This is a genomic window from Blastocatellia bacterium, from assembly GCA_025054955.1.
In the GTDB taxonomy this organism is placed as follows: domain Bacteria; phylum Acidobacteriota; class Blastocatellia; order HR10; family J050; genus JANWZE01.
In genome coordinates this window covers 17889-42474 of record JANWZE010000062.1, presented here as the reverse complement: position 1 = coordinate 42474, position 24586 = coordinate 17889, and the positions used below count along the sequence as shown (strand labels likewise).

18 protein-coding genes are annotated in these 24586 nt (G+C 52.6%); all 18 read left to right on the top strand.

Features of this window, described 5'->3' with window-relative positions:
- Window positions 1-6: 6 nt before the first annotated feature.
- Window positions 7-1362, top strand: coding sequence for an MFS transporter (locus NZ823_08830; protein MCS6805229.1), 1356 nt, complete (start codon window positions 7-9; stop codon window positions 1360-1362).
- Complete coding sequence (locus NZ823_08825; GenBank protein ID MCS6805228.1) at window positions 1359-2900, top strand: nuclear transport factor 2 family protein; 1542 nt, start codon at window positions 1359-1361, stop codon at window positions 2898-2900. The genes NZ823_08830 and NZ823_08825 overlap by 4 nt, the downstream gene beginning before the upstream one ends.
- An 87-nt stretch (window positions 2901-2987) precedes the next feature.
- A complete protein-coding gene (locus NZ823_08820; protein MCS6805227.1) occupies window positions 2988-4370 on the top strand; it encodes an MFS transporter in 1383 nt (460 codons plus the stop codon).
- Between the two features lie 15 nt (window positions 4371-4385).
- On the top strand, window positions 4386-5918 hold the full coding sequence (locus NZ823_08815) for a hypothetical protein (protein MCS6805226.1): 1533 nt from the start codon (window positions 4386-4388) through the stop codon (window positions 5916-5918).
- Window positions 5919-5931: 13 nt separating this feature from the next.
- Window positions 5932-6480, top strand: a complete 549-nt coding sequence (locus NZ823_08810; GenBank protein ID MCS6805225.1) for a helix-hairpin-helix domain-containing protein — start codon at window positions 5932-5934, stop codon at window positions 6478-6480.
- Between the two features lie 48 nt (window positions 6481-6528).
- Entirely contained in the window at window positions 6529-7869 is a 1341-nt protein-coding gene (locus NZ823_08805) for an MFS transporter (GenBank protein ID MCS6805224.1), read from the top strand.
- A gap of 10 nt (window positions 7870-7879) precedes the next feature.
- Window positions 7880-9271, top strand: a complete 1392-nt coding sequence (locus tag NZ823_08800) for an MFS transporter (protein MCS6805223.1) — start codon at window positions 7880-7882, stop codon at window positions 9269-9271.
- The gene (locus NZ823_08795; protein ID MCS6805222.1) at window positions 9272-10276 is read left to right on the top strand and encodes an LLM class flavin-dependent oxidoreductase; all 1005 of its coding nucleotides are present in this window, start codon (window positions 9272-9274) and stop codon (window positions 10274-10276) included.
- 23 nt (window positions 10277-10299) lie between these two features.
- Window positions 10300-11520, top strand: coding sequence for an alpha/beta hydrolase (locus NZ823_08790; GenBank protein ID MCS6805221.1), 1221 nt, complete (start codon window positions 10300-10302; stop codon window positions 11518-11520).
- 20 nt (window positions 11521-11540) lie between these two features.
- Window positions 11541-12254, top strand: a complete 714-nt coding sequence (locus NZ823_08785) for a hypothetical protein (GenBank protein MCS6805220.1) — start codon at window positions 11541-11543, stop codon at window positions 12252-12254.
- Entirely contained in the window at window positions 12241-13620 is a 1380-nt protein-coding gene (locus NZ823_08780; GenBank protein ID MCS6805219.1) for an amidohydrolase family protein, read from the top strand. The genes NZ823_08785 and NZ823_08780 overlap by 14 nt, the downstream gene beginning before the upstream one ends.
- A 12-nt stretch (window positions 13621-13632) precedes the next feature.
- On the top strand, window positions 13633-15084 hold the full coding sequence (locus NZ823_08775) for an amidohydrolase family protein (protein MCS6805218.1): 1452 nt from the start codon (window positions 13633-13635) through the stop codon (window positions 15082-15084).
- A gap of 285 nt (window positions 15085-15369) precedes the next feature.
- Window positions 15370-16836 carry an amidohydrolase family protein gene (locus NZ823_08770; protein MCS6805217.1) on the top strand — a complete coding sequence of 489 codons (1467 nt, stop codon included), beginning with the start codon at window positions 15370-15372 and terminating at the stop codon, window positions 16834-16836.
- Window positions 16837-16840: 4 nt separating this feature from the next.
- Entirely contained in the window at window positions 16841-18601 is a 1761-nt protein-coding gene (locus NZ823_08765) for a GMC family oxidoreductase (GenBank protein MCS6805216.1), read from the top strand.
- A gap of 25 nt (window positions 18602-18626) precedes the next feature.
- Window positions 18627-20093: an amidohydrolase family protein gene (locus tag NZ823_08760; protein MCS6805215.1), complete on the top strand. Its 1467-nt coding sequence runs from the start codon at window positions 18627-18629 to the stop codon at window positions 20091-20093.
- A 204-nt stretch (window positions 20094-20297) separates the two neighbouring features.
- Window positions 20298-22193, top strand: coding sequence for a thiamine pyrophosphate-binding protein (locus NZ823_08755; protein ID MCS6805214.1), 1896 nt, complete (start codon window positions 20298-20300; stop codon window positions 22191-22193).
- 11 nt (window positions 22194-22204) lie between these two features.
- Window positions 22205-23068, top strand: coding sequence for a hypothetical protein (locus NZ823_08750; protein MCS6805213.1), 864 nt, complete (start codon window positions 22205-22207; stop codon window positions 23066-23068).
- 46 nt (window positions 23069-23114) lie between these two features.
- Entirely contained in the window at window positions 23115-24581 is a 1467-nt protein-coding gene (locus NZ823_08745; GenBank protein ID MCS6805212.1) for an alpha/beta fold hydrolase, read from the top strand.
- The last annotated feature ends 5 nt before the right edge of the window (window positions 24582-24586 follow it).

Sequence of the window (24586 nt, the reverse complement as noted above, 5' to 3'; positions counted from 1 at the left end):
TTGCTGTTGAAACGAACATTCTATTATGGCTGGATCGTTGTGGTCGTTTCCTTTACAACGGTGAGTCTGGTTTCACCTGTAGGGACAACTTTTCAACTTTTCTATCAAGCATTCAAGCAGCAATTCCAATGGAGTCATGCTGGTATCTCAGGCGTCTTTGGCCTACATCAATTTTTGAATGGGGCCATTTCACCAGCAGTTGGCTGGCTACTTGATCGTTTCGGCACCAGACGAGTCATGCCTGCTGGGGCGCTGATCCTTGGGAGTGGGCTCATCTTGACCAGTCAAGTAGAACGCTTGTGGCAGTTGTACATCACATTTGGTATTGTCGCCGCTGTTGGTATGGCGATGATACAATCGGTTCCCAACACTGTCGTCGTTGCAAACTGGTTTTTGAAACATCGTGGCACGGCCACTGGCATTGTTCTGGCGGGCACGGGGCTAGGACAGTTGTGGCTCACGCCGGTGACTCAGTGGTTGATTCTCACAATTGGCTGGCGCGCCACTTACCTCGTGTTGGCACCGGTTATTGCACTGATTCCAGCGCTCCTGATTATGTTGTTTCAGTATCATAGGCCGTCAGACATTGGTCTCTTGCCCTATGGCCAAGAATCAAGCCAGCAGCAATCGGTGGGCCGCCAGGTGATTGTTGTTGACCGGGAATGGGCTGCTACCGAATGGACACTTCGTCATGCTGCAAGAACGTTTCGGTTCTGGGCATTGGCGTTGACAACATTCGCCTTCGCGTTGGGATTCTTTTTGGTTTCACCCCAACTGTTTGTGTTGACGCAAGAACGCCCTGAATTTCAAAGGCGTTCCCTGCTCATTGCGCTGGTTCTTGGCACGAGTGGATTACACAAGGGATGGTCCAAATTTGTCGGCGGTATGGTGTCAGATTATCTAGGGCGAGAACGCACGATGGCGATGAGTGTAGGATTGATTCTCGTGGGATTGTATACGTTGAGCATGAGTCAGGCTGACCCATCTGCATGGCTGTTTTTTGTGGCTGTGTTCTTGTTTAGCACGGGATATGGTTTGAGCATGCCAGTGATGATTGCGGCCTATGGAGACATATTTCATGGGCCGAGATTCGGGTCCATCGTGGGCTGTCTAACCTTTGTCGGGCTGGTTGGTGCGGCGATAGGGTCTAGTGTTGGCGGGCTATTACGAGATTTGACGGAGAGTTATCAGGTCAGTTTCATAATGTCGGCTGTTGCCTTCGCTGTTGCGGCATGGATGATGTGGCAAGCCAGGCCGAGTAGCGTCAGACGGCTGCGTACATGTCACGTACAGCGCAGCGAGAGTCAGGGCGTCGAGATTGTTGTTGAAGAGAGAGTTCAATCAGGAGGAGAACGCAGATGAAGAAAAGAATTGGCAATCTTGTTTCTGCCTTCCTGGTGTTTCTTGTAACGGGATTATCACCGTGGTCGGTTGTTGGTGGAGAGTCGGTTAGTAAGAGCATGCAAGTGTTCGCCCGGCAGGTCCTCGATGCCTATGAGCGTCTCGATGCTGCGGCGATCAAACGTCATTATGCAACCGAGCCGAACACCATTTTTTTCTGGGAACGGGAGATGTCGTATACGCGGAGTGATGTGGATCGAGTAATTGATGCATTTGTCAAAAATGTGGCTAAGGTCAAAATGACAATCAGTGATGTTCGCGCGGGCGGAACAGGCCGTACCGGCTGGCTGGCGGCACAATTCCATGTTGAACGGGAAGGCTATGATGGAGTCAAGAGGACGACGCAGGGCCGTTGGACAATGGTGGCTGAAAGGCGCAAAGGTCGTTGGGTAATCATCCATGAGCACGCCTCATTCCCTGTGGCCGATGAATCCAACCGGGTTGATTGGCAACTTGTGCGAACCACCGGAGAGAAGCCATCAGCGCGTGGCGCCGGCAAAATGGTGGCGATTGGCGACATGTTGGTAATGTTCGGCGGCTTCTACGAGTGCTTTGAGAAAACCAAATGCGAGCATATCTACTTCAACGACATTTATACACTTGACTTGAAATCGAATCGTTGGGAGAAAAAACAGCCTATTTCTCGGACAGGCGGTGTGCCCGGTGGAAGGGCTTTTCTTGGTGCTGCAACGTACGCTCGGAAAGGCACGGCCATTTTCTTTGGCGGAACGTTTTACGCGGTGAACTTGGCTCCCGCACATGTCTATGGCGACATGTGGGAGTATGATCCGAAGACTAATACGCTGGCAGAAATCCGCTATGCCAATCAAGGACCCGGTCCGCGATTGGGCATGGAGATCGTCATCAAAGACGACATGCTGTATGCTTTTGGTGGATACGATCAGTCATTCCAGGCGCACAATGATTTGTGGTCATTTAATCTGCTGACGAACACATGGAAACAACTGAAGAAGGATAATGATCCGGCGTCGCCGTCGAAACGCTACATCTTTCGATTTCAGTTGAGCGAATCAGGGGATGATGTTTACATTTTCGGTGGTAACTATCGGGAGACCTATACCATTCAGAGGAATGATACTTGGAAGTACAACATCCCGACCAATACATTCACTGTGCTTGTTTCGGAAGAGAACACAAATATCTCCGGACGAACTCATGGGGCATGTGCCGTGATCGGCAATACTTTTCTTATCGGCCTGGGTGACGTTCATGGCGGAGGCTGCCTGACTGATCAGGCCAGCGAACAACAAAACCCAACAAATGAGGTGTGGCGACTTAACGTCGCCAATCCTTCAGGTAAATGGACGCGAGTGCCCACCGGGTTTGGTCCTCAGCCATTGAAGCGAGTGTATTACGCTCAGGCTGGTAATCGGTTGTACGTCACACATGGATTCGATTACAAGTGCGGAGGCCCAGACTCACAAGGCGCCGTTTACAATCTTGAGATGTACAGCTTGCCGTTGGACGCTCTGCGCTGATTGGGCGGAGACCCGTTCAGATGCGGTTGTGATAGACGACACATAGAAGAACTAGCTGAAGCGATGCGACCAAGCGAAGAACGTCATTTGCAAGTTGCTGGCGAAGCCGTTCAATCAGCCGGCGGAGTATACTACGGCTGGATCGTCGTTGCAGTGTGTTTTATTGTGCTAGCTCTCAACGCTCCATTGCTAGCCTCATTCGCAATGTTTTATGTTCCGGTGTTGAACGAATTCCAGTGGACTCGCGGTAGCACGGCCGTTGCGATGGCCATCCACCTGATCGTGAGTGGATTGGCCGGCCCTGGTGCTGGCGCGTTGATCGATCGCTATCAAGCGCGTCGGGTCATGCCGATAGGCGCCCTCGTCATGGGGGGTGCCCTGTTGTGGCTGAGTCAGGCGTCCGCTTTATGGCACTTTTATGTGGCGTTTGGCGTTGTCGCCGCTCTTGGCAGTGCACTGATTCACATTACACCATTAACCAGGATCGTCTCCAATTGGTTTATGATACACCGTGGCACAGCAATTGGCTTGCTCTCAGCCGGTTCAGGTGCGGGCCAGCTCGTGCTGCTGCCGTTGCTTCAATATCTAATCAACGAGATTGGTTGGCGAAATTCATATATCGTGCTTGGCTCGTTAATCCTCGTGGTGCCAACTGTCTTGATAATCGGTTTTCTACATAACTCTCCAGAAGACCGCGGCCTGTCGGCTGAGGCTGAGATGCAGCCCCGACGAAAGCGACAGCCTGTCAGCATCGTCGTTGAAGAGGAAGGGCAAGTAATTGGGCGCAAGCGCGGATTCATCCGCAAGAATGAAGTAGTCATTCTCGATCAAGAATGGGTTGAAACGGATTGGACGGTGTTCAAGGCGATCAAGACATTTCGCTTTTGGGCGCTAACGCTGATGATGGCGATGTTCGCTGCTGGTTTCTTCATTATTTCAGTTCAATTAGTTGCCTATCTCACCGATGCAGGATACAGCTCCATGTTGGCGGCCTCCATTATGGGATTTCAAGGTTTCATCAATATGGGCGGCAAATTCTTCGGTGGCGTGCTATGCGATCGGATTGGGCGGGAGAAAACGTTGACGTTGAGCATCATCATGTTCGTCACTTGCGTTATAGTGCTTGCCCTTAGTGGTACTCTCATCAGTGCGGTGTTGGTTTATGTGTTCGCTATCTTTTATGGATTGGGCTACGGCATGGCGTTACCTGCTCTGATTACGTCGTCATCCGACCTGTTTGACGGTAAGCATTTCGGCGCAATTTTGGGCGTCATTCTGCTCGGTGGATTCCTTGGTGGGGCGGTCGGTACATGGCTCGGGGGTTACCTGTACGACAGGACAGGTACCTATCAAATGAATTTCTTGGTAGCTGCGCTCACCATGGTTATCTCCGCAATGCTCGTTTGGAAGGCGCGGCCTAGCCGAGTCCGTTTGGTCAGAAGTGTTCAGGGTGATTCAATGTCGCTGTAGCGGAGGAGAAAGGCTATGAAAACCCATCATGTTTTATCAGTCGGTGTGGGGTTTGCGTTGATACTATTGGCTTGTTTAGTCTCAGGCGGGCCATTTTCACAGGCGGCACCAGCGCTCCCTGCGCTCGACTATCCGGCGCCTCGGTACCAAAAGATTCCAGATATCACAACGGTTGAGCAGTTGCTGCCCTATGTGCGCCACGTCGTGCAACGTCCTATGCCGTACACCGGTGACCAACGACCGGGTTATGGATTGAAGGGAGGAGAAAAAGTCCTATTTGTGACCGATAGTGATGTTGATCCGCTTGTTTTCCAAGCATTCATGCGGGTGTTGAGAGACGAAATGCACTGCCAGGTTGACGTACTTCAATTCCAGGGCCAACGACGCATGTATCGCACCGAAGAGCTCATGCGGTACATTGTCAATACAAAACCGGGACCGTGGATTCTGGGTGGCCCAGCCTGGGTCGAGGATATCGCGACAAAAGGCGGGTATGATAAGGTCATCGGTCAGACGTTTTGGGCCAACAATAATTGCACTCGCAAATCCTACAGCTTTTCCATGGATTGGCCGACGCGGGAGCAGTTAGCCAGTCCGGCGGTGATGTATCCCGAAGAAATCATCGAAATGGTTGATCGAGTTACATGGGAGATTCTACGGAAGACTGCACGCGTGCGTATCACTGATCCTGAAGGCACGGACGTGAGCTTTACCTGGTTCGATGAATATTGGCAAATTATGGATGGGAATTTCCCGGGTTACCTGCAGCCTCCAACCGAAGGGTTCGGAACGCACCACTATCATCATGGAGCATTGAATGATCCGATCATTTCAGGACACATCGCTGGCTATCCGCTGGGCATCGTGTTGCCGAAGTCGGACCTCTCAGGCGTTGTCGCTGGGACAAGTGACCATTTGGGGCCCTACCCTCATCTGAAGATTTATTTGAAGAACAACAAAGTCACCAAGATTGAAGGGGGCGGGGAATTTGGTGATCTGTGGCGGCAGTTTATTGAAAGAAATAAGAACGTCAAATTCCCACACTATCCCCAGCCAGGTATTGATTATTTCGTTGAGGCTGCTATTGGCACTCATCCGAAAGTAATCCGGCCGTTCAACGTGTTTGAATCAGCCACGGCACGACCAACATTCATCGCCGAACGCGACCGATCAGGCATCATTCATATTGGAATCGGGCAGATGTTGGATTTAGTGTGGGCGTTGAAACGAGAGCTTCCATTTTATCATTTTCATGTGCATTTGTACTTTCCTACCTACACCTGCTACTTAAAGGATGGTCGGGAGGTAAACATCATAGACAAAGGGCGGCTGACAGCGTTGGATGACCCTCGTGTTCGTCAGGTGGCAGCCAAATATGGGAACCCCGACGAGCTGCTGCGTGAGGATTGGATACCGGCGATTCCGGGGATCAACACGACCGGGGATTACTGGAAGGACTATGCCAACGATCCAGAGTCGTACATGAAACAAGAGCATCGCCGAGTGTACGGCACAGAGATTGAACGGAGCAAAAAATATTATAAGTAAGTGGGACGTCTATATGGTTGCCTCAAAAGTAGCGATACTGGTTCTTATCTCATTGTTGTTTGTGGGGATTGCACTTGGTGTCATTGAGTCGGATAGACGTGCGGTGATCCAACACGCTGTCGGTCAGAAGCCTGACTGGAGCGTATTCCTACCGGAAGGTGATGGCCGAACCGAGGTTGTCATGTCATGTTCGGGCTGTCATGATTTCCGACAGATTGCGACCCAGAGGAAAACGAGCTTGAGTTGGAGCCAAACGGTTCAGAACATGGTGACGATGTATGGTGCGCCAGTTGATCCGCAGGATGTGCCACTGCTGGTTGGCTATCTTGCCCGCCATTTTGGCGAAGAAAATCCTATTGACCGATTGCCGCTCAATATCAACACAGCTTCGGTCGAGGCTTTGGCTCGTGTGCCGGGCATTAGCTCCCAGATGGCCCATGCCATTGTTGAGGCTCGTCAATCCAAGCGACGTTTTACGTCGGTCGAGCAACTAGCGCGACTGGCCGGTTTTGATAAGACCTTGCTAGAACAGGTCAAGCCTTACTTGGTCGCGGACAAATGATAAGCCGCTGGACAAACTGTGCGAACAACACAGCCACCTGATCAACGCATGACTGCACAGACCTCGCAGCCCTCTGGCCGATTCTATTATGGTTGGGTCATTGTATTGGTCTGTCTCGTGGTCATGACACTAGCAGCTCCGTTGCTAGCCTCGTTCTCCATCTTCTACGTGGCTTTGTTAAATGACCTCAAGTGGAGCCGTGCTGACACTGCGCTGGCGCTAGCTATTTTTATGGTGGTAACTGGCTTAGCCGGACCGGTTTCCGGCTGGCTGTTTGATCGGTACAAACCCAAGTGGGTTATGTCCATCGGTACGGTCAGTACAGCGGTCGCCTTGCTCTGGTTGAGTCAGATAGAAGCGCAATGGGAATTTTATCTGGCCTACGGCGTATTGGCTTCTGCCGGCTCTGCATTGATCCATATCGTTCCGCTCACGGCCATCGTGTCGAAGTGGTTTATCCGCCATCGAGGCTTAGCCATTGGCATTGTGACAGCCGGTCAAGGCGTTGGGCAAGTCTGCATGCCAATCTTACAGTATGCTATTGATCACATTGGCTGGCGGCAAACCTATCTGCTCATTGGCGCGCTGTTGCTGTTCGTTCCTACGACATTGATTGTGTTGTTTCTGGAGCGCAGGCCTGAGGATCGAGGACTCACGCTGGTTGACGAGCGGTTGCCGTGGCACAACGCTCATCCAGGTGATGCCATAGCTTCCCATACCAGAACAGCACGCAAGCGTGAAGTGATTGTTGTTGATCCAGATTGGGCCGGCATAGATTGGACGGTTGCGAAGGCGGTTCAAACGAGCCGGTTTTGGACATTGACGATCTTGATGGCTCTGTTTGCCACTGGTTTTATGATGATGGCTGTGCAGTTAGCCGCCTATTTAACCGACAAGGGATATAGTTCGATTTTGGCGGCCTCGGTGATTGGATTGCAGGGATTGATTAACATTTTCGGCCGGTTCTTGGGCGGATTGATGTCGGATCATATCGGGCGCGAGAAAACGCTCACATTGAGTGTTGCCTCATCGGTTATTTGCCTCGTGTTGTTGTATATTTGTGGCCTACTCGTCAGCCCGTTTCTCGTCTACGTATTTTCGATCTTCTACGGTGTTGGATCAGGAATGACGTTGCCGGTGCTCATGGCTGCCGCCGGCGATATTTTTCAGGGTAGAAATCTAGGCTCGATCATTGGCGTTTTGATGATCGGTGGATTTGCTGGCGGGGCACTTGGTGTATGGGGTGGTGGATACCTGTATGATGTGACAAAGTCTTATGAGGCTATGTTCATCGTTGCTGGAGCGGTGATGATTGCCTCAGGCGTCTTGATCTGGAAAGCACGGCCCAGCCAAGTCCGGATTGTTCGGACTGTTTTGGTCGGTTCATAGTTCCGCTGTCATGCCGGGAATGGAGACAGGTGGCCATATAATCGGTGTTCAGGTATCCTCTCGGTGTGATCGCATCTACTACGGCTGGGTTGTGGTGCTAGTGTGTGTCATCATCCTAGCGCCGATTTCCATTGTGCTTGATGGCTTTTCACTCTTGTATGTATCAGTGCTGGAGGAATTCAAGTGGAACCGTGCGGATACGGCAACCGCAATGACGATCCACATGGTGCTGAGCGGCCTTGCGTCGCCGTTTGCTGGTGGATTAATGGACCGATACGGCCCACGAATCATCATGCCACTGGGTGCGGCGTTGACGGCAATTGGTTTTGTTTGGATGAGCCAATGCAGCGCCATCTGGCATTTCTATGTTGCCTTCGGCGTGCTTGCAGCCGTTGGCAGCTCAATGCTGTACTTCACCCCACTGACCTCACTTGTGTCAAAATGGTTTGAGCGGCATCGTGGTACAGCCATTGGCCTCGTCGGTGTCGGACAAAGCATCGGACAGGTCCTGTTGCCGGTACTTCAATTCACGATTGATCGGGTTGGCTGGCGCTGGGCCTATTTCGCGCTCGGCCTGATTATATTACTTATGCCTACGACGTTGGCATTGCTATTGCTTCACTCTCGACCAGAGGACATCGGGTTGTCAGTCAAGGATGAACGTCTTCCATGGCCCTGGCGGGAAAAGTCAGCGTCCGACGTCGTTCAGAAGAAATCAGCCATCGGAGGAATATGGAGTCAGACGCGCAGACGTGAGGTGGTCGTTCTTGATCAGACATGGGCATCCACTGAGTGGACGGTTGCGACAGCCGTGAAGACCTCTCGGTTCTGGCTTATGATGAGTGTGTTGGCTTCCTATGCGATGGGACTTTTCTTGACATCGGTGCAGTTGGTTGCCTATCTGGTTGATCACGGCTACGGAACGGTGATGGCTGCCTCCGTCATGAGTGTGCAAGGGCTGATCAACATGCTGGGCCGAGTTTGGGGCGGCATCTTATCTGATCGCATCGGGCGAGAGGTGACGCTAACACTCGCTGTCACCGCCTATTTGGTCAGCCTGGTATTGTTGAGCCTCTGCAGCTTGTTTGTGAACCCCGTTCTGGTATACAGCTACGCTGTGGCATTTGGGTTGGCTGGAGGCATGTGCTTGCCGTCGTTAATGGCATCGGTTGCCGATTTATTTGAAGGTAAACATTTCGGTTCCATTCTTGGCATCATCATGCTCGGTGGATGGACCGTTGGCGGCGTGGGTGGTTGGTTGAGCGGATTGTTTTTTGACATCACGCAGGGATATAAGTTGAGTTTCGTGATGGCCGCTCTGGCAATGGTAACGTCGGTGTGGTTGATTTGGCGAACTGCGCCCCGTCAGATTCGCGTCGTCAAGACGGTTGAGGTGGGGTGAATGAGATTTGGCATTGTCCTAAACACACAAGACCCGCCGCGCGGAGACGATATTGCTCGCATCTATGATGAGGCATTTCGTGAAGCAGAGGCGGCCGAGCAAGCTGGGTTCGAGTTAGCTGTGGTGGGCGAGCATCATCACAGTCTGGATGGCTGTTTACCGTCGGCGCTCACATTTTGCGCTGCTCTTGCTGCACGCACAAGCCGAATGGTTGTGGCTTCTGATGTGATGCAACTTCCCATGTGGCATCCCCTGCACGTGGCAGAGATGGGCGCAGTCGTTGACAATATTTCACATGGGCGATTCGCACTCGGCGTCGGCCTGGGACAGAGAGACCGATCAGCATTTGGCATTCCCAGAGAGGGCATTGTCAGGCGATTTGAAGAGAGTGTCCAGATCATTCGACAGGCATGGGCGAACGAATCGTTTTCCTATGGCGGGGAGTATTTCACGCTCGATAATGTGCGCATTTCGCCACGGCCCGTTCAACGCGGAGGGCCGCCAATCTGGATCGGCGCACTCTCCAAACCCGGCCTGTTGCGTGCGGGGCGCCTCGGTGACGGTTGGCCGACAGATAATTTGCAGAGTCTCGCCACTATCAAGGAGTGGGCTAACCTCTATCGGCAGACGGCCGCCGAGCACAGCAGGAAATCGGAAGTGCTACTGGCACGCAGCGCGTGGATAGGTGACAACCGTAGCGACATTGCTGAACAGTGGTGGCCTCGTGTCAGAGCCTTCTTCCAGCCTTATGCCAAGATGGGATTGTTCAAGGATCTTATGTTGGCAGGAGGTGAAGCAGATTGGACGTTTGAGAGAATTGGGCCTGACCGATTGATTGCTGGTACACCCGATGACGTGGTTGGGCAGATCGAGCGCTATCGCACGGAGATTGGCTGCGAGACGTTAATCCTCTTGCTACGACATCCGCAAGGACCGAGTCATCAAGAGGTACTCAAATGTATCGCGCGATTTGGCCAAGAGATCATTCCTCATTTTCAGTCATGAGTCTGGGTAGGAAAAGGCTGTTATTGCCTGACGCCACGCCTGTCGGCGGTGTGGTTGTGTTTTTGTCAGATCGTCAGCCAACGGGTGGACACGATCAATTGCTCTCAGCTCTGTGTGCTGCTGGATTGGCGACGCTGCGCGTTCGCCTGTCCGACCGCACGGCTGAAGCGGTGAGCTCTTCGATTCGTTTTCTCTCCAGGAAATGCGGCGAAAACAGTCATCGGGTGGCCGTGTTGGTAGAAACGGATGCAGCCAGCGCTGCCGTACTCGGCGCTCGCACCGAATCCTGCGTGCGGTCGTTTGTGTTGTTGTCAGGACGGTTGAACAAAAAAGCTGTGGAGACATTGGTCGAATGGCGAAATAATGCGGTTCTGTGTTTGGTCAGTAGCGAAGATAGGAACGCATTGCGAGACATGACGACTGTTTACCTCGAGTCAGACCGGTCGAATTCGGATATTCGGGTGTTTGAAGGGCTTGGTCGTGGCCTGGCAATGATTGAAGCGTGGTCTGAACAATTTCCTGAACGCGAACCACTCGCTCAGTTCATTGCTAATTGGATTCGTAACGAGCTCATTTCAGTCGGTCGCGCCCGCGAAGTGTCGTTTCTGTCGGAAGATGGTTGGAGGATTTTCGGCAATCTGCTACTGCCTGATCCTTCAGCAAAGAAGGTACCCGGCATAGTCCTGCTTCATTCTGGTCGCAGCGATCGGTATGTTTTCGCTAACTTGGAGCGGCTACTGGTCAGGGCCGGCCTTGCCGTGCTCAATATTGATTGGCGCGGCCGAGGCAAGAGCGTGAATAAGGGCCGCTATTTTGATCTATCTCAAGAGGAGCGCGCCAATGGTTGGTTGGATGCCAGAGCAGCGATCAACTATCTTGCCTCTCAGGACGTCGTTGACGCACAGCGCATTGGATTGGTCGGAATCGTTCACGGCGCCGAGCATGCCGTTCGTTGCTCCATTGGAGACTCACGCGTCAAGGCGTTGGCGCTGCTGACAGGCTACGTGCCAATCAGCGAGGCGGAGCGGAAGCTGCTGACAGGGGGGCACGTGCATGTGATGTACGTCTCATGCCGAGGCCATCGTGTCGTCACCAAAGCGATGCATGAATTGTATGAAGCGACAACGGACAAGTTGGCGCGGCTACTGATTTATGATGGCGGGGCGATTGGGTATCAACTCTTCGAACTGCACCCTCAATTAGAACCAACGATTGTCCAATGGCTCAAACAAGGATTGGGGTGATGACGGGCGAGCGTCAGATCATGTTTCAAACGACAGATGGCTGGCGCATCGTAGGTATGCTGTATGTTCCCGAACGTGTGACGCCGGTGGCGGGCGTTGTATTAGTTCATGGCTCAAAGCATGAAGCGGATGCGTATGGTCAACTGACCTCAAGCGGTCTGCCCCATTCACTCAGCAAGTATCATATAGCCGTGTTGAGGATTGATCTGCGGGGTCGTGGCGCGAGTCGTGAGCCGCAGGTGTTCGATTCATTGGCTCCGGAGGAGAAAAAGCGAGTCACTCTTGATATTGAGGCCGCCATCGAGTTTCTTGCCTGCCAGCAAGGTGTAGATGCGGAGCGGCTAGCCATTGTGGCTGAGCAGGACAACGCTCATGCCGCGGCATTGGCCAGCGCCAGGGACCGGCGCCTTATAGCATATGTATTCATTTCCGGCCGGCTTGGTGAGTCAGCTAAGAAAGTGATGCAGAATGTCAGGGCGCCGGTTTTTTGTCTGGTCAGCAAGGAGGATCGCCTTGGGTTAAGAGACATGACAGAACTATACCTCGCATCACGCAACAGCAAAAGTCGCTTGAAGGTATTTGAAGGACTTGGTTTCGGCACGACGATGTTCAGCGCGTGGCGGTTTGAATACCCTGACGAGCAACCACTTGAGGATATGATCGCAGTCTGGTTGGATGAGCAGTTGAATCGGAAGGCAAAGAAAACGTCTGGAGGAGGTTGTGTCCCGGTCTGAACAGGGCTTCGCTCTCGTCGGCGGAACGATTATTGACGGTTGTGGAGGCGAACCGCTGCAAGACGGTGTGGTTGTGGTTGAGGGGAATCGCATCGTGGCTGTCGGGCCTCGTCACTGTGTCCCCATCAACAGCGAGGTTCAGCGTGTTGATGCAACAGGCAAATTCATATTACCTGGATTGATTGACATTCACGTTCACTACCAGGGTTGGATGGGAGAGCTCTTTTTGTCTCACGGTGTGACAACCGTGAAAGACATGGGGAATGACGTTGAATGGATTTCGTCCATCAGCGCCGACGTGAATGAAGGAAAAGTTCGCGGCCCGCGCATCTATTATGTGGGCAATGGCCTGGATGCACCGCCCCCATTTCGAGAACACCATGTTGGATTGCAAAGCCCTGAGGCAGCCAAGAAAGCCGTAGAGCTTTTGTACGAGCGAGGTGCAGCAGCCATCAAGGTCCGTGAGAAAATCACCCCCGGGTTGTTACAAGCTGTGTGTGAACGCGCACACGAACTTGGCATTCGCGTTACTGGTCACATTGCCCATACGGATGCTTATGCTGCCGCACTGGCGGGTATTGACGGGCTTGAGCATGCTACTGGCGTGGTTGACGCAACGGCTGTGCGGACGCGACGCAGCGAACCGGGGTTGAGTGATCTCCAACAATTCATTGATGAGCTGAAAGCATTTTCGCTCATCAATCTTGACCGCGTTGACAAACTGATCGAGTTGCTAGTGAGAGAAGACGTGGCGTTGATTCCTACGATGGCAAATTGGTGGCGAATGGCGATGGAGCGGCGAAAGGAGTTTGCTTCTGAAGATGCCATCTATGCTGACAACCCAGCACTGGCTTATATTCCACCAATGACCCGTGAGTTTCTCACGCATCCATTGATCTTTGAGGTGCAGAACGCCGATGATCTCGCGCAAGTCTGTTCGGGCTTTGAGAAACTACTGGTCGTATTGCAGCGCCATTACCATGCTGGCGGAAAAGTGTTGGCCGGTTCTGATACGATCTACTCTGTCCCCGGCGTGAGTTTGCTGCGCGAGTTGATCGTGCTGGTTGATGCTGGATTTACGCCCATGCAGACACTGTTGATGGCGACACGGGACAACGCAGCCTTTCTTGGGAAAGCTGACGAACTTGGTACGATTGAACCGGGTAAGTTGGCTGATATTGTTGTTGTCAGTGCCGATCCGCTGGAGAAAATTGACCACATTCGGCAGATTGACCTGGTCATCAAGGATGGGCAGATTGTAGATCGAAGCTATCACGCTGACTATTCCATTGCAACGCCTGAACCAAAGCTCACACGTCCATTGTGGTTAGAAAGGCAGTTGGCCAGTTGTATTGATTCATTGTAAGGTGCCGTGAACATGATTAGGACATTGCTCTGGTATTTGCTGCTGCCGATTGTGTTGCTGTCCAATGAACAGGTAACTGATAGGCCGAGAATCATTGCTGTGACGCATGTGACGGTGATTGACGCCACCGGTGCCGCGCCGAAACCTGACATGACCGTGGTTATTGTTAATGAACGGATCAGTCAACTTAGCCCGTCGAAACAGATCAACATTCCCGACGGAGCGCATGTGATTGATGGGCGAGAAAAATTTCTCATTCCTGGCCTCTGGGATATGCACGCTCACATTAGCGACAAAACCTATCTATCATTGCTTATCGCCAATGGGGTCACCGGCGTGCGTGACATGGGAGGCTCTCCTGATGAGTTCCAACAACTTCAACGATGGCGCAGAGAGATTGCTGACAGGATACGGATCGGGCCGCGCATTCTCATGGCGGGCATTCATGTGGACGGCCCAAAACAGATTGGACGACCTTACTCGCTCAACGTAGGGACTGGCGATGAAGCCCGACGCGCCGTCAACACGCTCAAGCGAAGTGGCGCCGATTTCATCAAGGTATATTCTATGCTCCCCCGCGATGCCTATTTGGCGCTGGCCGAGGAAGCCAGACAACAAGGGTTGCTGTTCGCCGGTCATGTGCCGTTTCAGGTGAGTGTCGTTGAAGCGTCTGACGTTGGACAAAAGAGCATAGAACATCTCTTTGGAATGTTTGCTGCATGTTCAGTTAACGAATCGGCATTGCGCGATCAAGCGATTGCATTGATCAATCGAGATGGGTTTGCAGCATTTGTTCGGGCCGAGCTTCAGGCTCAGATGCGCTCTTTGAACAGTTATGATAGAAAGAAAGCAACGGCCCTTTTCGCTCGCTTGGTGAAAAACGGGACGTGGCAAGTGCCGACGCTCGTCGGCTGGCGAAATCTATCTTCACCTGAGGACTTTCAGCTCCCGCGCGGTGGGAAATATCTCTCGTCGGAAAAGCGGGAGGCGTGGGAGAAGCAGAGGACCGGTCTGCTCTCCTCCTTGCCCACAGAATATCTGAAAAAGCCTGAGAGGTTGTTTGATAAACAGCTTGAGCTTGTCGGAGCGATGCATCGCGCGGGCGTTGGCATATTGGCCGGAACGGATACGGCTACGCTATATGTGGTTCCCGGCTTTAGTTTGCATGAAGAGCTAACCCTCTTGGTCAAGGCCGGACTATCGCCGATGGCAGCGTTGCAAGCAGCGACTCGAAACCCGGCGCAGTATTTAGGTAAGCTTGAAGTGTTCGGCACGATTGAAGCAGGCAAGATCGCTGATATGGTCTTGCTGGAAGCCAATCCGTTAGAGAATATTGGCTACACACAACGCGTTGCCGGCGTCTTTGTGAACGGATATTTCCTCAGCAAGGCAGATTTAAGAATACTGCTGGACGAAGTTGAATCATCTGTCCGGCATGAGAAACGATTTGAACAGACTCCATAGAGGCGGCAAGAGCGAAGAGAGACGCACATAAGTGGACACTGGAATGAGAGTCAATATCGTCTGCGCTGATGATTGTGGCCAGCCACGCCCGGCCTGTTTTTCTTAAAGACCTCGTTCATAATTCATGGAGTCAAACAGCATGGCGGGAGCTAAACTGACTGAGCGGGAATGTCTGATCTTCACTCGGCATTTGGTATTAGCCCCCTTGGCGTCCTTGTGGTGGATTCTGGATTCCAGAGCACGTCTCGAGCATATAGGAGTTTGATGACCTCACATGGAGGGTATATGAGTCATTCTCACACCTCGAAATCGGCGGCCGTTCGTGCTCGGTTGGGACATCCGGTAATTGATAGTGATGGACACATGATCGAGTTTGAACCGGATGTATTAGATTACATCAAGCAGGTCGGTGGCGCAAAAGTCGTAGATAGGTATCTCTCAGCAGTTGCTGGCAGCCGATTGTTCGGTGGTGGGCAGTTCACTCTGGAGGAGCGACGTGAGCGCCGAGTTCCCCGCGCGCCTTGGTGGGGGGCGCCGACAAAAAACACACTGGATCGCGCCACTGCTACTTTGCCCAAACTGCTGTATGAGCGGCTTGATGAGTTTGGCATTGACTTTGCCATCCTGTTTCCTTCCGTTGGGATGACGGCGACCACGCCGAAAGATGAAGAGGTGCGCCGCGCAGTGTGTCGCGCCTATAACACGTACTATGCTGACCTGTATCGAGACTATTCGGATCGTATCACCGCTGCTGCAATTATTCCCACATACACGCCACAAGAAGCGATCGAAGAACTTGAGTACGTGGTGAATGTCTTGAGACTGAAGATCGCCTTCATGCAAAGCTATGTGCGTCGCCCCATCCCTGCTGCTGTGCGAGAGGCGCCCGAAGCCGCTCGCTGGGTCTTTTGGGTGGATACATACGGCCTCGATAGCGAGTATGATTATGATCCAGTGTGGTCCAAGTGTGTCGAGCTCGGTATCCCCGTAGGGTTCCATTCGGGAGCAACCGGTTGGGGCGGGCATAGTTCCATTTCGACATACGTGTACAATCACATCGGCAATTTCGCCACGGCCGGTGAAGCGGTATGCAAGTCATTGTTCATAGGGGGCGTGACGAGACGGTTTCCAACGATGAAGTTCGGTTTCTTGGAAGGCGGCGTTGGTTGGGCCTGCCGTTTGTATGCGGACCTGGTCGGACACTGGGAGAAGAGGAATATTCGGGCTCTAGAGGCTGTAAATCCGGCCAACCTGGACCGGCAGCTCTACTTTGATCTATTTCAGCGTTATGGCGGGCACATGGTTGAAAAGCTGGACCGACTTGGTCGAGACCCACTGAAACTGGGCGCGGGCGCGGGCGTTATGGAGATGGGGCCTGAACCAGAGAACCTGGATGAATGGTCACTCTGTCAGATTGAGGAGGCAGAGGATATTCGTGATCTGTTCGTCACTAACTTCTACTTCGGCTGCGAAGCCGATGATCCAATGAATGCCTGGGCGTTTAATGACAAAATCAATCCATTTGGTGCGCGGCTCAACGCCATCTTCAGTTCGGATATTTCCCATTGGGATGTGCCGGATATGGCCGAGGTGGTTGAAGAGGCTTATGAATTAGTCGAAAAACGTCTCATTACTGAGGAAGATTTTCGCGACTTCGTTTTCACCAATCCTGTCTCATTTTTGGCTGGAATGAATCGTGACTTCTTCAAGGGAACAGTAATTGAGGGCGCTGTCAAAAAGATTATGGAATAGAATTATGGCTGATGTGAGAACCTATGACCTGGTCATCGTTGGCGGTGGAACAGCCGGTTGCATTTTGGCAGCAAAAATTTCCGAGAAGGGCGTCAATCCTGAAACCGGCCAGCGGTTGAAGATCGCAATGGTTGAGGCAGGCGCTTATCTACGGGGCGCGCCCAAACCGGGTTATGGTATTCCGTTGCGCCGGCAGGTATTCACAAACATGCCGCGAGATATTAAATTCGGTAGCCACTTTGTCACCGCCCAAGGACGAGGGCGGGGCGTGGGCGGTAGCTCGCTTATCTTTGGCAGCGGCGCCTGGTTTCCGTTCGATGAAGACTATGATGAGTGGCAAGAAGAAACCGGCACGGATTGGAGTAAAGAGAATATGAAATCGGCGGTGGAGGAAGCGCGACATGTCTTCAATGTTGAGTTTCCTCCCGAGCAGACGTTGTCCAATCGTCGGGCGAGTGAGTTGTTCAAACGGGCGGCTGAGAGCATGGGATATGAGGTGAGGCCGGGACATTCGCGGGCAGTGAAAAACTGCATCTTTTGTGGACATTGTGCCGAGCGTCAAATTTGCAAATACGATTCCAAGGCGACAACGCTCATTACGCATGCTCCCATTGCCGAACGAAATGGTGTAGACATTATCCCCAACGCACGTGCCCAGAAAATCATTATTGAGCGAAGCGGCGGCAAAGCCGTGGCGCGTGGCGTGATCATCAGGAAACTGGATTTGCCGGATGAGGTTTACCCTGGAGATGATTTCGTTGATTGGAATCAGGCCAAAGAGATCACGATCCTGGCCAAGAAAGTCATTGTCAGTTGCGGAGATTTGGAAACGCCCCCACTGCTGTTTGCATCGGGATATGGTTCAAAGGAGGATTGTGGCCGTGGCCTGATCGTTGAAAACCCCAACGTTGGTCGTAACGTTGACGGACATTATGGAGAAGGTGGGCAGATCGGGGTGATTGGCCTTTTCTCCGAACGGGTCGGCGGCATGGATGGGGGGTGGGGTGTTGATCCGCTACTGCACTTTCAGACGCGCATCGGTGAGGATCGTATTGTGCTGCTCAACGGATATGCGGCGCCACCGTTTTACAGTTTTTGGAATGGATTTCCTGAACGGCTGGCACTTTCGCCGTTTGCGCCGCCATATGGTCAAGCGTTTAGTGACGTCATTCGATTGACGCCAGCGTTTGGTTGGGAACACAAGGAGTACATGCGCCAGATTTGCAATCCGTGGGCTACACCATCAGCCGCCTCGCTCAAGGCCCGCGACCCGCTGTTTCACGTCGCCCGCCTGGCCGTAGATATGAAATTGCCGCGTGCCGCGCCACGCGGAAGAATTGACCGATACAGCCGTGTGCAAATCTTCGGCGAGGAGGTCATTAAGCACAGCAAGGAAACCGGTAAGCAAGAGCGGATCTATCATGAGATTCATCCGGAGGTCTATAAAAAATTTGCTGCCGGGCAGGAGCTGGCTAAAACGGTTCTCCAGAAGATGGGAGCCAAGAAAATCATTGCCGAGCCAATTATTCCTAGTGGCGGCCTGACGTTTAAATGGCTCGTTGGTGGATGTCGAGCTGGAGCTGATCCAAAGAATTCTGTTATTAACTCACATTTCGAATCGCACGACGTGGAAGGATTATTCATCGTTGACGCCGGCTCGATTCCGCGCTCGCCAACGCTGGGATTGTTTTTGACTGTCGGTATTGTTTCTATTTTTGCTTCTGACCGAATTATCGCCCGACACTTCACAAAGAAAACGCGGTGATCGGTCCGCCAGCAGGGAGGTGCAGATGCAGGTTCGTTCGTATATTGTGTCATTGGCCCTCGCTGCTCTGACTATCTGCCCAGGTCTGGCACCAGCGCCAGTGCTATCGGAACCAATCATCGCGTTGGTTGGTGGCACGGTCATTGATGGCCACGGCGGCCCTCCGCTTCAGCATACCGTCGTCATCAAAGGAAGAAAGATCGCTCAAGTTGGGCGGCAACATGAGGTCAACATCCCTGGGACGGCGCGCGTGTTCGATGTTTCCGGCAAGTTCTTATTACCAGGCTTCATTGATCTGCACGTGCATTACTTTGATTGGATGGGGGAGTTGTTTTTGGTTCATGGCGTGACGACAGTCAAAGATGTTGGCAATCCTATCGAGTGGATTTCCAGTGTGAGCCGGGATGTTGAACGGGGACGCATGCGCGGTCCTCGCATTCTGTATGTTGGATATGGGATTGATGCACCGCCGCCGGTTCGGGATTCACATATAGCCGTCCAGACGCCCGACATGGCCAGGCGGGCAGTCCGACTTCAACATCAGCGCGGCGCAACGGCCGTGAAAGTGAGAGAGAAGATTACTTTCGATTTGTTACGGGCCATCACAGAAGAGGCTCACAAGCTGGGGATGCATGTGACTGGCCATATTGGCCATCTCGACGCTCGCCAGGCGGCGCTCGCTGGGATTGATGGGTTGGAGCATGCCAGTGGAGTCGTGGAGGCTACTGCTACCGGACCGATCCCAGAGTATCCAGGTAAGGATGATTTAGAAAAAGCCATCTGGGAGTTAAAGAACTATGCGCGTATTGATTCAGCTAAGGCTGTCGAGTTGGTGAAGTTTCTGGCTGCCAGAAACGTCGCGCTGATTCCTACCATGTCGAATTGGTGGCGCATTGCATCACCCCGTCGTGACGATTTTGCTCGCCAGGATGCTGAATACGCAAGCAATCCTGCTCTGGCTTACGTACCTGAACAGGTGCGTCAAGTCTGGAGATCGTCGTTCATCTTCCGGGCAAAGAATGCAGATGATCTGGCACAGCTAGAGACCGCCAGCAACAAGGTTCAAGAGCTTCTCCGGCAGCACCATCGAGCCGGAGGCAAAGTGCTGGCTGGGTCGGACACATTTTTGTCAATTCCGGGCCTGAGCCTTCATCGGGAGATGGCGATGCTCGTTGATGCAGGATTCTCGCCGCTTAAGGTCATTTCAATGGCAACCAAAGAGAATGCGCAGTTCATGGGACAAGGAAAAACACTGGGCACCATCACGCCCGGTAAGTTAGCCGACCTCGTTATCCTTCATGCCAATCCGCTTGATGATATTCGTCATACGCAGCGCATCGCGATGGTGATCAAAGATGGAGAGCTAGTTGATATGACCTATCATTCTGATTATTCTATTCCAACCCCCAAGCCAACCATCATGCGGCCGAATTGGCTGGAGAGGCAATTGACCATGCGTGGCCGGCGATCAGCCGTGACCCATCAACCATGACAGCTTGTTTCAAAGCGAGCCGTTTTCGATAATCAGCAGATAAGAACGAGTGGTGGGGTTACCCAGAAAGATGCAGAGGCTGCACTGATGCCACTGAAGAGATCAAGGAGGACGGTCGCAGGGAGAATTAAGCAGGACAGAAAGTGCGCCCGCTACTTGGTACGTATGTGTTGGTATAGTTGTCTTTTATAATGGAGAGTTCCTATGCGCGAACTGGTCACAGAATTTCTCAATCACAACCTATCGCGACGCGGCTTTTTGAGAAAGATGGTGGCGGCTGGATTCAGCACCGTTGCGGCTGAAAGCGTGTTAGAGTCGTTGAACCCATTCGTTGTCGCGGGAGCACCGCTGAGGACAGACGGGACAATTGGCTATAAGACTGTGAAAGGAACTGGGGCAGATGTACTGGTCGAGCAATGGGCTGCGGCGGGCACAGAATTTGTCATCATTGGCAATTCTTCACATTTGAGAACTGTCTATGATGCATTCATTGACCGCACCGATATTCACCCTATTCTGTCAGTCGAAGAGGGGCAGGCGGTGGCGATTGCCTCGGGTTATACGATGGCGTCGGGAAAGCTTGGTGTGGTTGCCTGCTCAGTGGCCGGCGCACCGCACGCTTCGTCAAATATGTATAACGCCATGACAGCACGATTGCCGGTGATGGTGGCAACCGACATGGTGCCATCAAGGTATGAGGAGCGCGAAGGGATCTATGGCGGTAGGAGTTTGCTCGGAGCAGTCAATTCAACATCGAAGTGGCATTGGCACGTGCCGACGACTGACGTGCTCCCCGACATTACACGACGTGCGATCCGTGTAGCCATGACTGCGCCCGGCGGACCCGTATCTATCAACTATCCTGAAGATATTCTGGCAGGTGAGACGACGGCGGTGATCATTCCACAGGAAAAATTCAAAGTGCCGACTGTCATCAAAGCGCCACCGGGAGCCGTCGAAGCAGCGGCCAGGATGTTGTTAGAGGCCAAAAGTCCGTGTCTGTATGTCGGCGATGAGGCATGGGTGAGCGGTGCGCAATCGGCTGCGATCGAGCTGGCGGAATTGCTTGGTATCCCTGCTATGCGCGTGGTGATTGATTCATGGACAGATTGTTTTCCGACTGATCATCCCCTCTATATCAATGCTGATGTTGCGCCGACTGTGCGATTTCCGTCAAGCGTAGACTTAGTGCTTGTTTTCGGTGGGTTCATGCCACGAGTGGGCATGGCCAAAACGATTCATGTTACGACCGAACCGGGTGAAATTAACAAAGCCCAGCCAGCAACGCTGCCGGTTTTGGCCGACCCCAGGTCGTTCATCTTGGATTTGATTGCCGCTATTCGGAGCATGGCTACTACTGAACGTCTCGCCTCGATTGCCAAGCCACGTGTGGAGGAAATCCGCGCATTTAATCAATCCATGCGCGAATCACTCGATGCCGTGGCAAGAGCAAATTGGACCAACAAGCCGATATCCTGGCCTCGGCTGGCTATTGAGCTGGATCGTGCCCTTGATCCTGATGCCATTATCGTTGATGAGTTGAGTACGGAGAAGACAAAGGCATACAGTTATATCAGAACCAGTCGGAATGGACGTCTGCGCATCGGGCGCACCATTCAGCAGGCGCTTGGTTGGGGGGTAGGACTTTCGATCGGTGCCAAGTTTGCCCAACCGAATCGTCAAGTTGTCTCGTTTGTTGGCGACGGAGCATTCTTGTTTGGCCAGGTTGAAGCGCTGTGGACGATGGCTCGATATGAGGTGCCGGTCATCACGGTTGTCTTCAACAATCGCAGTTACAATGAACCGCGTCAACGCATTTTGGGTAAGATGAGCAAACAGGGGCAAACTGGCAAAGATATGGCCTGCTATCTTGGTCAGCCTGATGTGGATTTCGCCAAGCTGGCAGCCGGATTCGGAATCGCTGGTGAGGTAGTCAGCGATCCTGATAGTATTCAAGCGGCGTTGAATCGAGCTATTCGCGCGACACGCGACGGCCGGCCGTATCTGTTGGACGTAATCATCGAGCGCACGGGGATCGGTTCGGAATCAACTTGGTTTCCACGCTACTCTGTTGCCGAGCGGCGTTCGCGACGGGTTTGAGGGAAAGACGAATGCAACCTTTTCAAAGAAGAAGGCAAGTTGTGGCCCTATTCTTGTGCCTGGTGTGCGTTGCCAGCGTCCTGCATGCCCAAATGGTAGAAAGTCCTCAAGGAGTTGAGCTCCCCGACGGCGAAGGTAAGGGGCTCATTCTGGGTACATGTGTACAGTGTCATACTTTGAATTTAATTGCGCTTCAACGCAAAACGCCTACTGAGTGGAAACATACGGTGCATGACATGGTCGCTCGCGGAGCGCAAGTGCAGGCAGAGGAAATTCCCCTGATTGTTGATTACTTGTCACGCTATTTTGGTCGTAACGCAAGGTTGGTGACTGAATCCACAGGCTCTGGAACGGCGGTGAACGTTTATCACGGCGCACCCGCTCGGCAGGAATTACCGGAAGGTGAGGCGAAGGCCATCATTCTCAGAGCCTGCATACAGTGTCATCCAATGGACCGGATAACACACAATCGCAAAGATGAATCAGGCTGGCACAGTAGCGTCAAAGATATGATACGGCTTGGCGCCAAGTTGAGGCCGGAAGAAGTGCCCCGACTCGTCGCCTACCTTGCCGAAAACTTCGGCCCTCACTCATCCAATGTGGCAGTTCCGACCAATCAAGTTGGTATGCAGCAAAACGCCGTAGCACGAGTCTCACAGTCATTACCTGATGGCGAAGGTAAGCAGCTTGTTGTAACGGCATGCGTTCAATGTCACAATCTAGGCTACGTCACAGATCAGAGAAAAACAGTTGAAGGTTGGAGGCATACAGTTCACGATATGGTCGCTCGCGGGGCACAATTGACCGTTGCTGAATGTGAAGTGATGGTCAGCTATCTGGCTCAGCACTTTGCTTCCGTTGAATCAAAACGGTAAACGCCATGATAGAAAGACAGTGAATCATTATTGGGATGAGGACGTCATGCAGAGCATTGTAGGTGGTGTATGGGCTGTAATCTTGTTGGTGAATACGTTCGTGTTAGCCTCAACAACACAGGGAACTGGCTTGGAAACGAGATTCCACGAAACAGAGATTTCATTCAAAGCAGAAGATGGCTGGGTCATTCACGGGACATTGAGCGTGCCGGTGATGGTCGCTGGGAGTGACAAGGTCCCGGCTGTGGTGTTGGTTCACTCTCCGGCTCATGATCGTGATATTTATCTGGGACGGCATCAAATCGGGGTAGAGCGATATGCTCAAGAAAACCTGCGGACGGCGCTCGGCAAAACAATCACATTGCGCATTGACATTCGCGGGCGGGGCAAGAGCGCTGAACCACAGGAGTACCATACGTTCACCAACGAGCAACGTGAACGTGTTGCTTTAGATGTAAGTGGCGCCATTGACTTTCTCAGTCGTCAGCCGCAGGTAATTGCCGATCACATCGGCATTGTCGCAGAAGGTGCCAGTGCTGATGCGGCCGTTCGCGCGGCGATAAAAGATTCACGCGTGCGAGCCATTGTGCTGCTGTCCGGGCGGCTGAGTGAAAAAACGAAAGAGCTCATCCCATCCCGCGATGATCTACCGGTGCTATGTCTAGTGACTAAAGAAGACAGGGCCGGGTTCATTGACATGACCGATGTCTACAAACTCTCACGTAATCCAGGGAGTGATGTGTGGATTTACCAGAATCTCGGCATCGGTAATTCAATGTTTATCATGTGGGCGGCGACGCGAGCCGGCGAGAAACAGCTCGAATGGCATGTTGCTGAGTGGTTTGTTCCTAAGCTGCAACGGCTCGCGCGAGAAGTGTCATTTCAAACACAGGATGGTTGGACAATCTATGCAACGTTTCGCCAGCCGGCGCAGAGTCGCGCTAGCGGTGCGCCGGGTGCGATCCTGATACATTCATACCTCACTGATCGGCACGTGTTTGATCACCTTGAGCGACTGCTGGCTGACGCGGGTTTTGCTGTGCTCAATCTGGATTTTCGTGGTAGAGGCAAAAGTATCGGTAAAGGAACCTATTTCTATTTGTCGCTCGAAGAGCGAGCGAAAACCTACCTAGATGTTCGGGCGGCCATGGACTTTCTCGGATCGCAGAAAGGTGTCAATGGTCGTCAACTTGCCATCATCGGCACATCTATCGGCGCTAAGTATGGATTGGATGCAGCCGTCATGGATGATCGAGTGAAATCATTTGTGGCACTCGGCGGATTGCCGGATCGCGAAGATGTTGCCAGGGCACAGTTCCCAATCCTGTTTGTGTCTAGTCAAGGATTGCCCCCTATCGCTGATGCATTCCGTGACTATTATCGTCTCAATCGGGACCGCGGCGGCCATCTCGTCGAGTATCCGGGCGGGGCGGTCGGCTATCAAATCTTTGACCTCAATGAGGAAATCCAGCCAATGATTGTTAGTTGGCTGAAACCGAAGTTTGATTTATAAGCAAA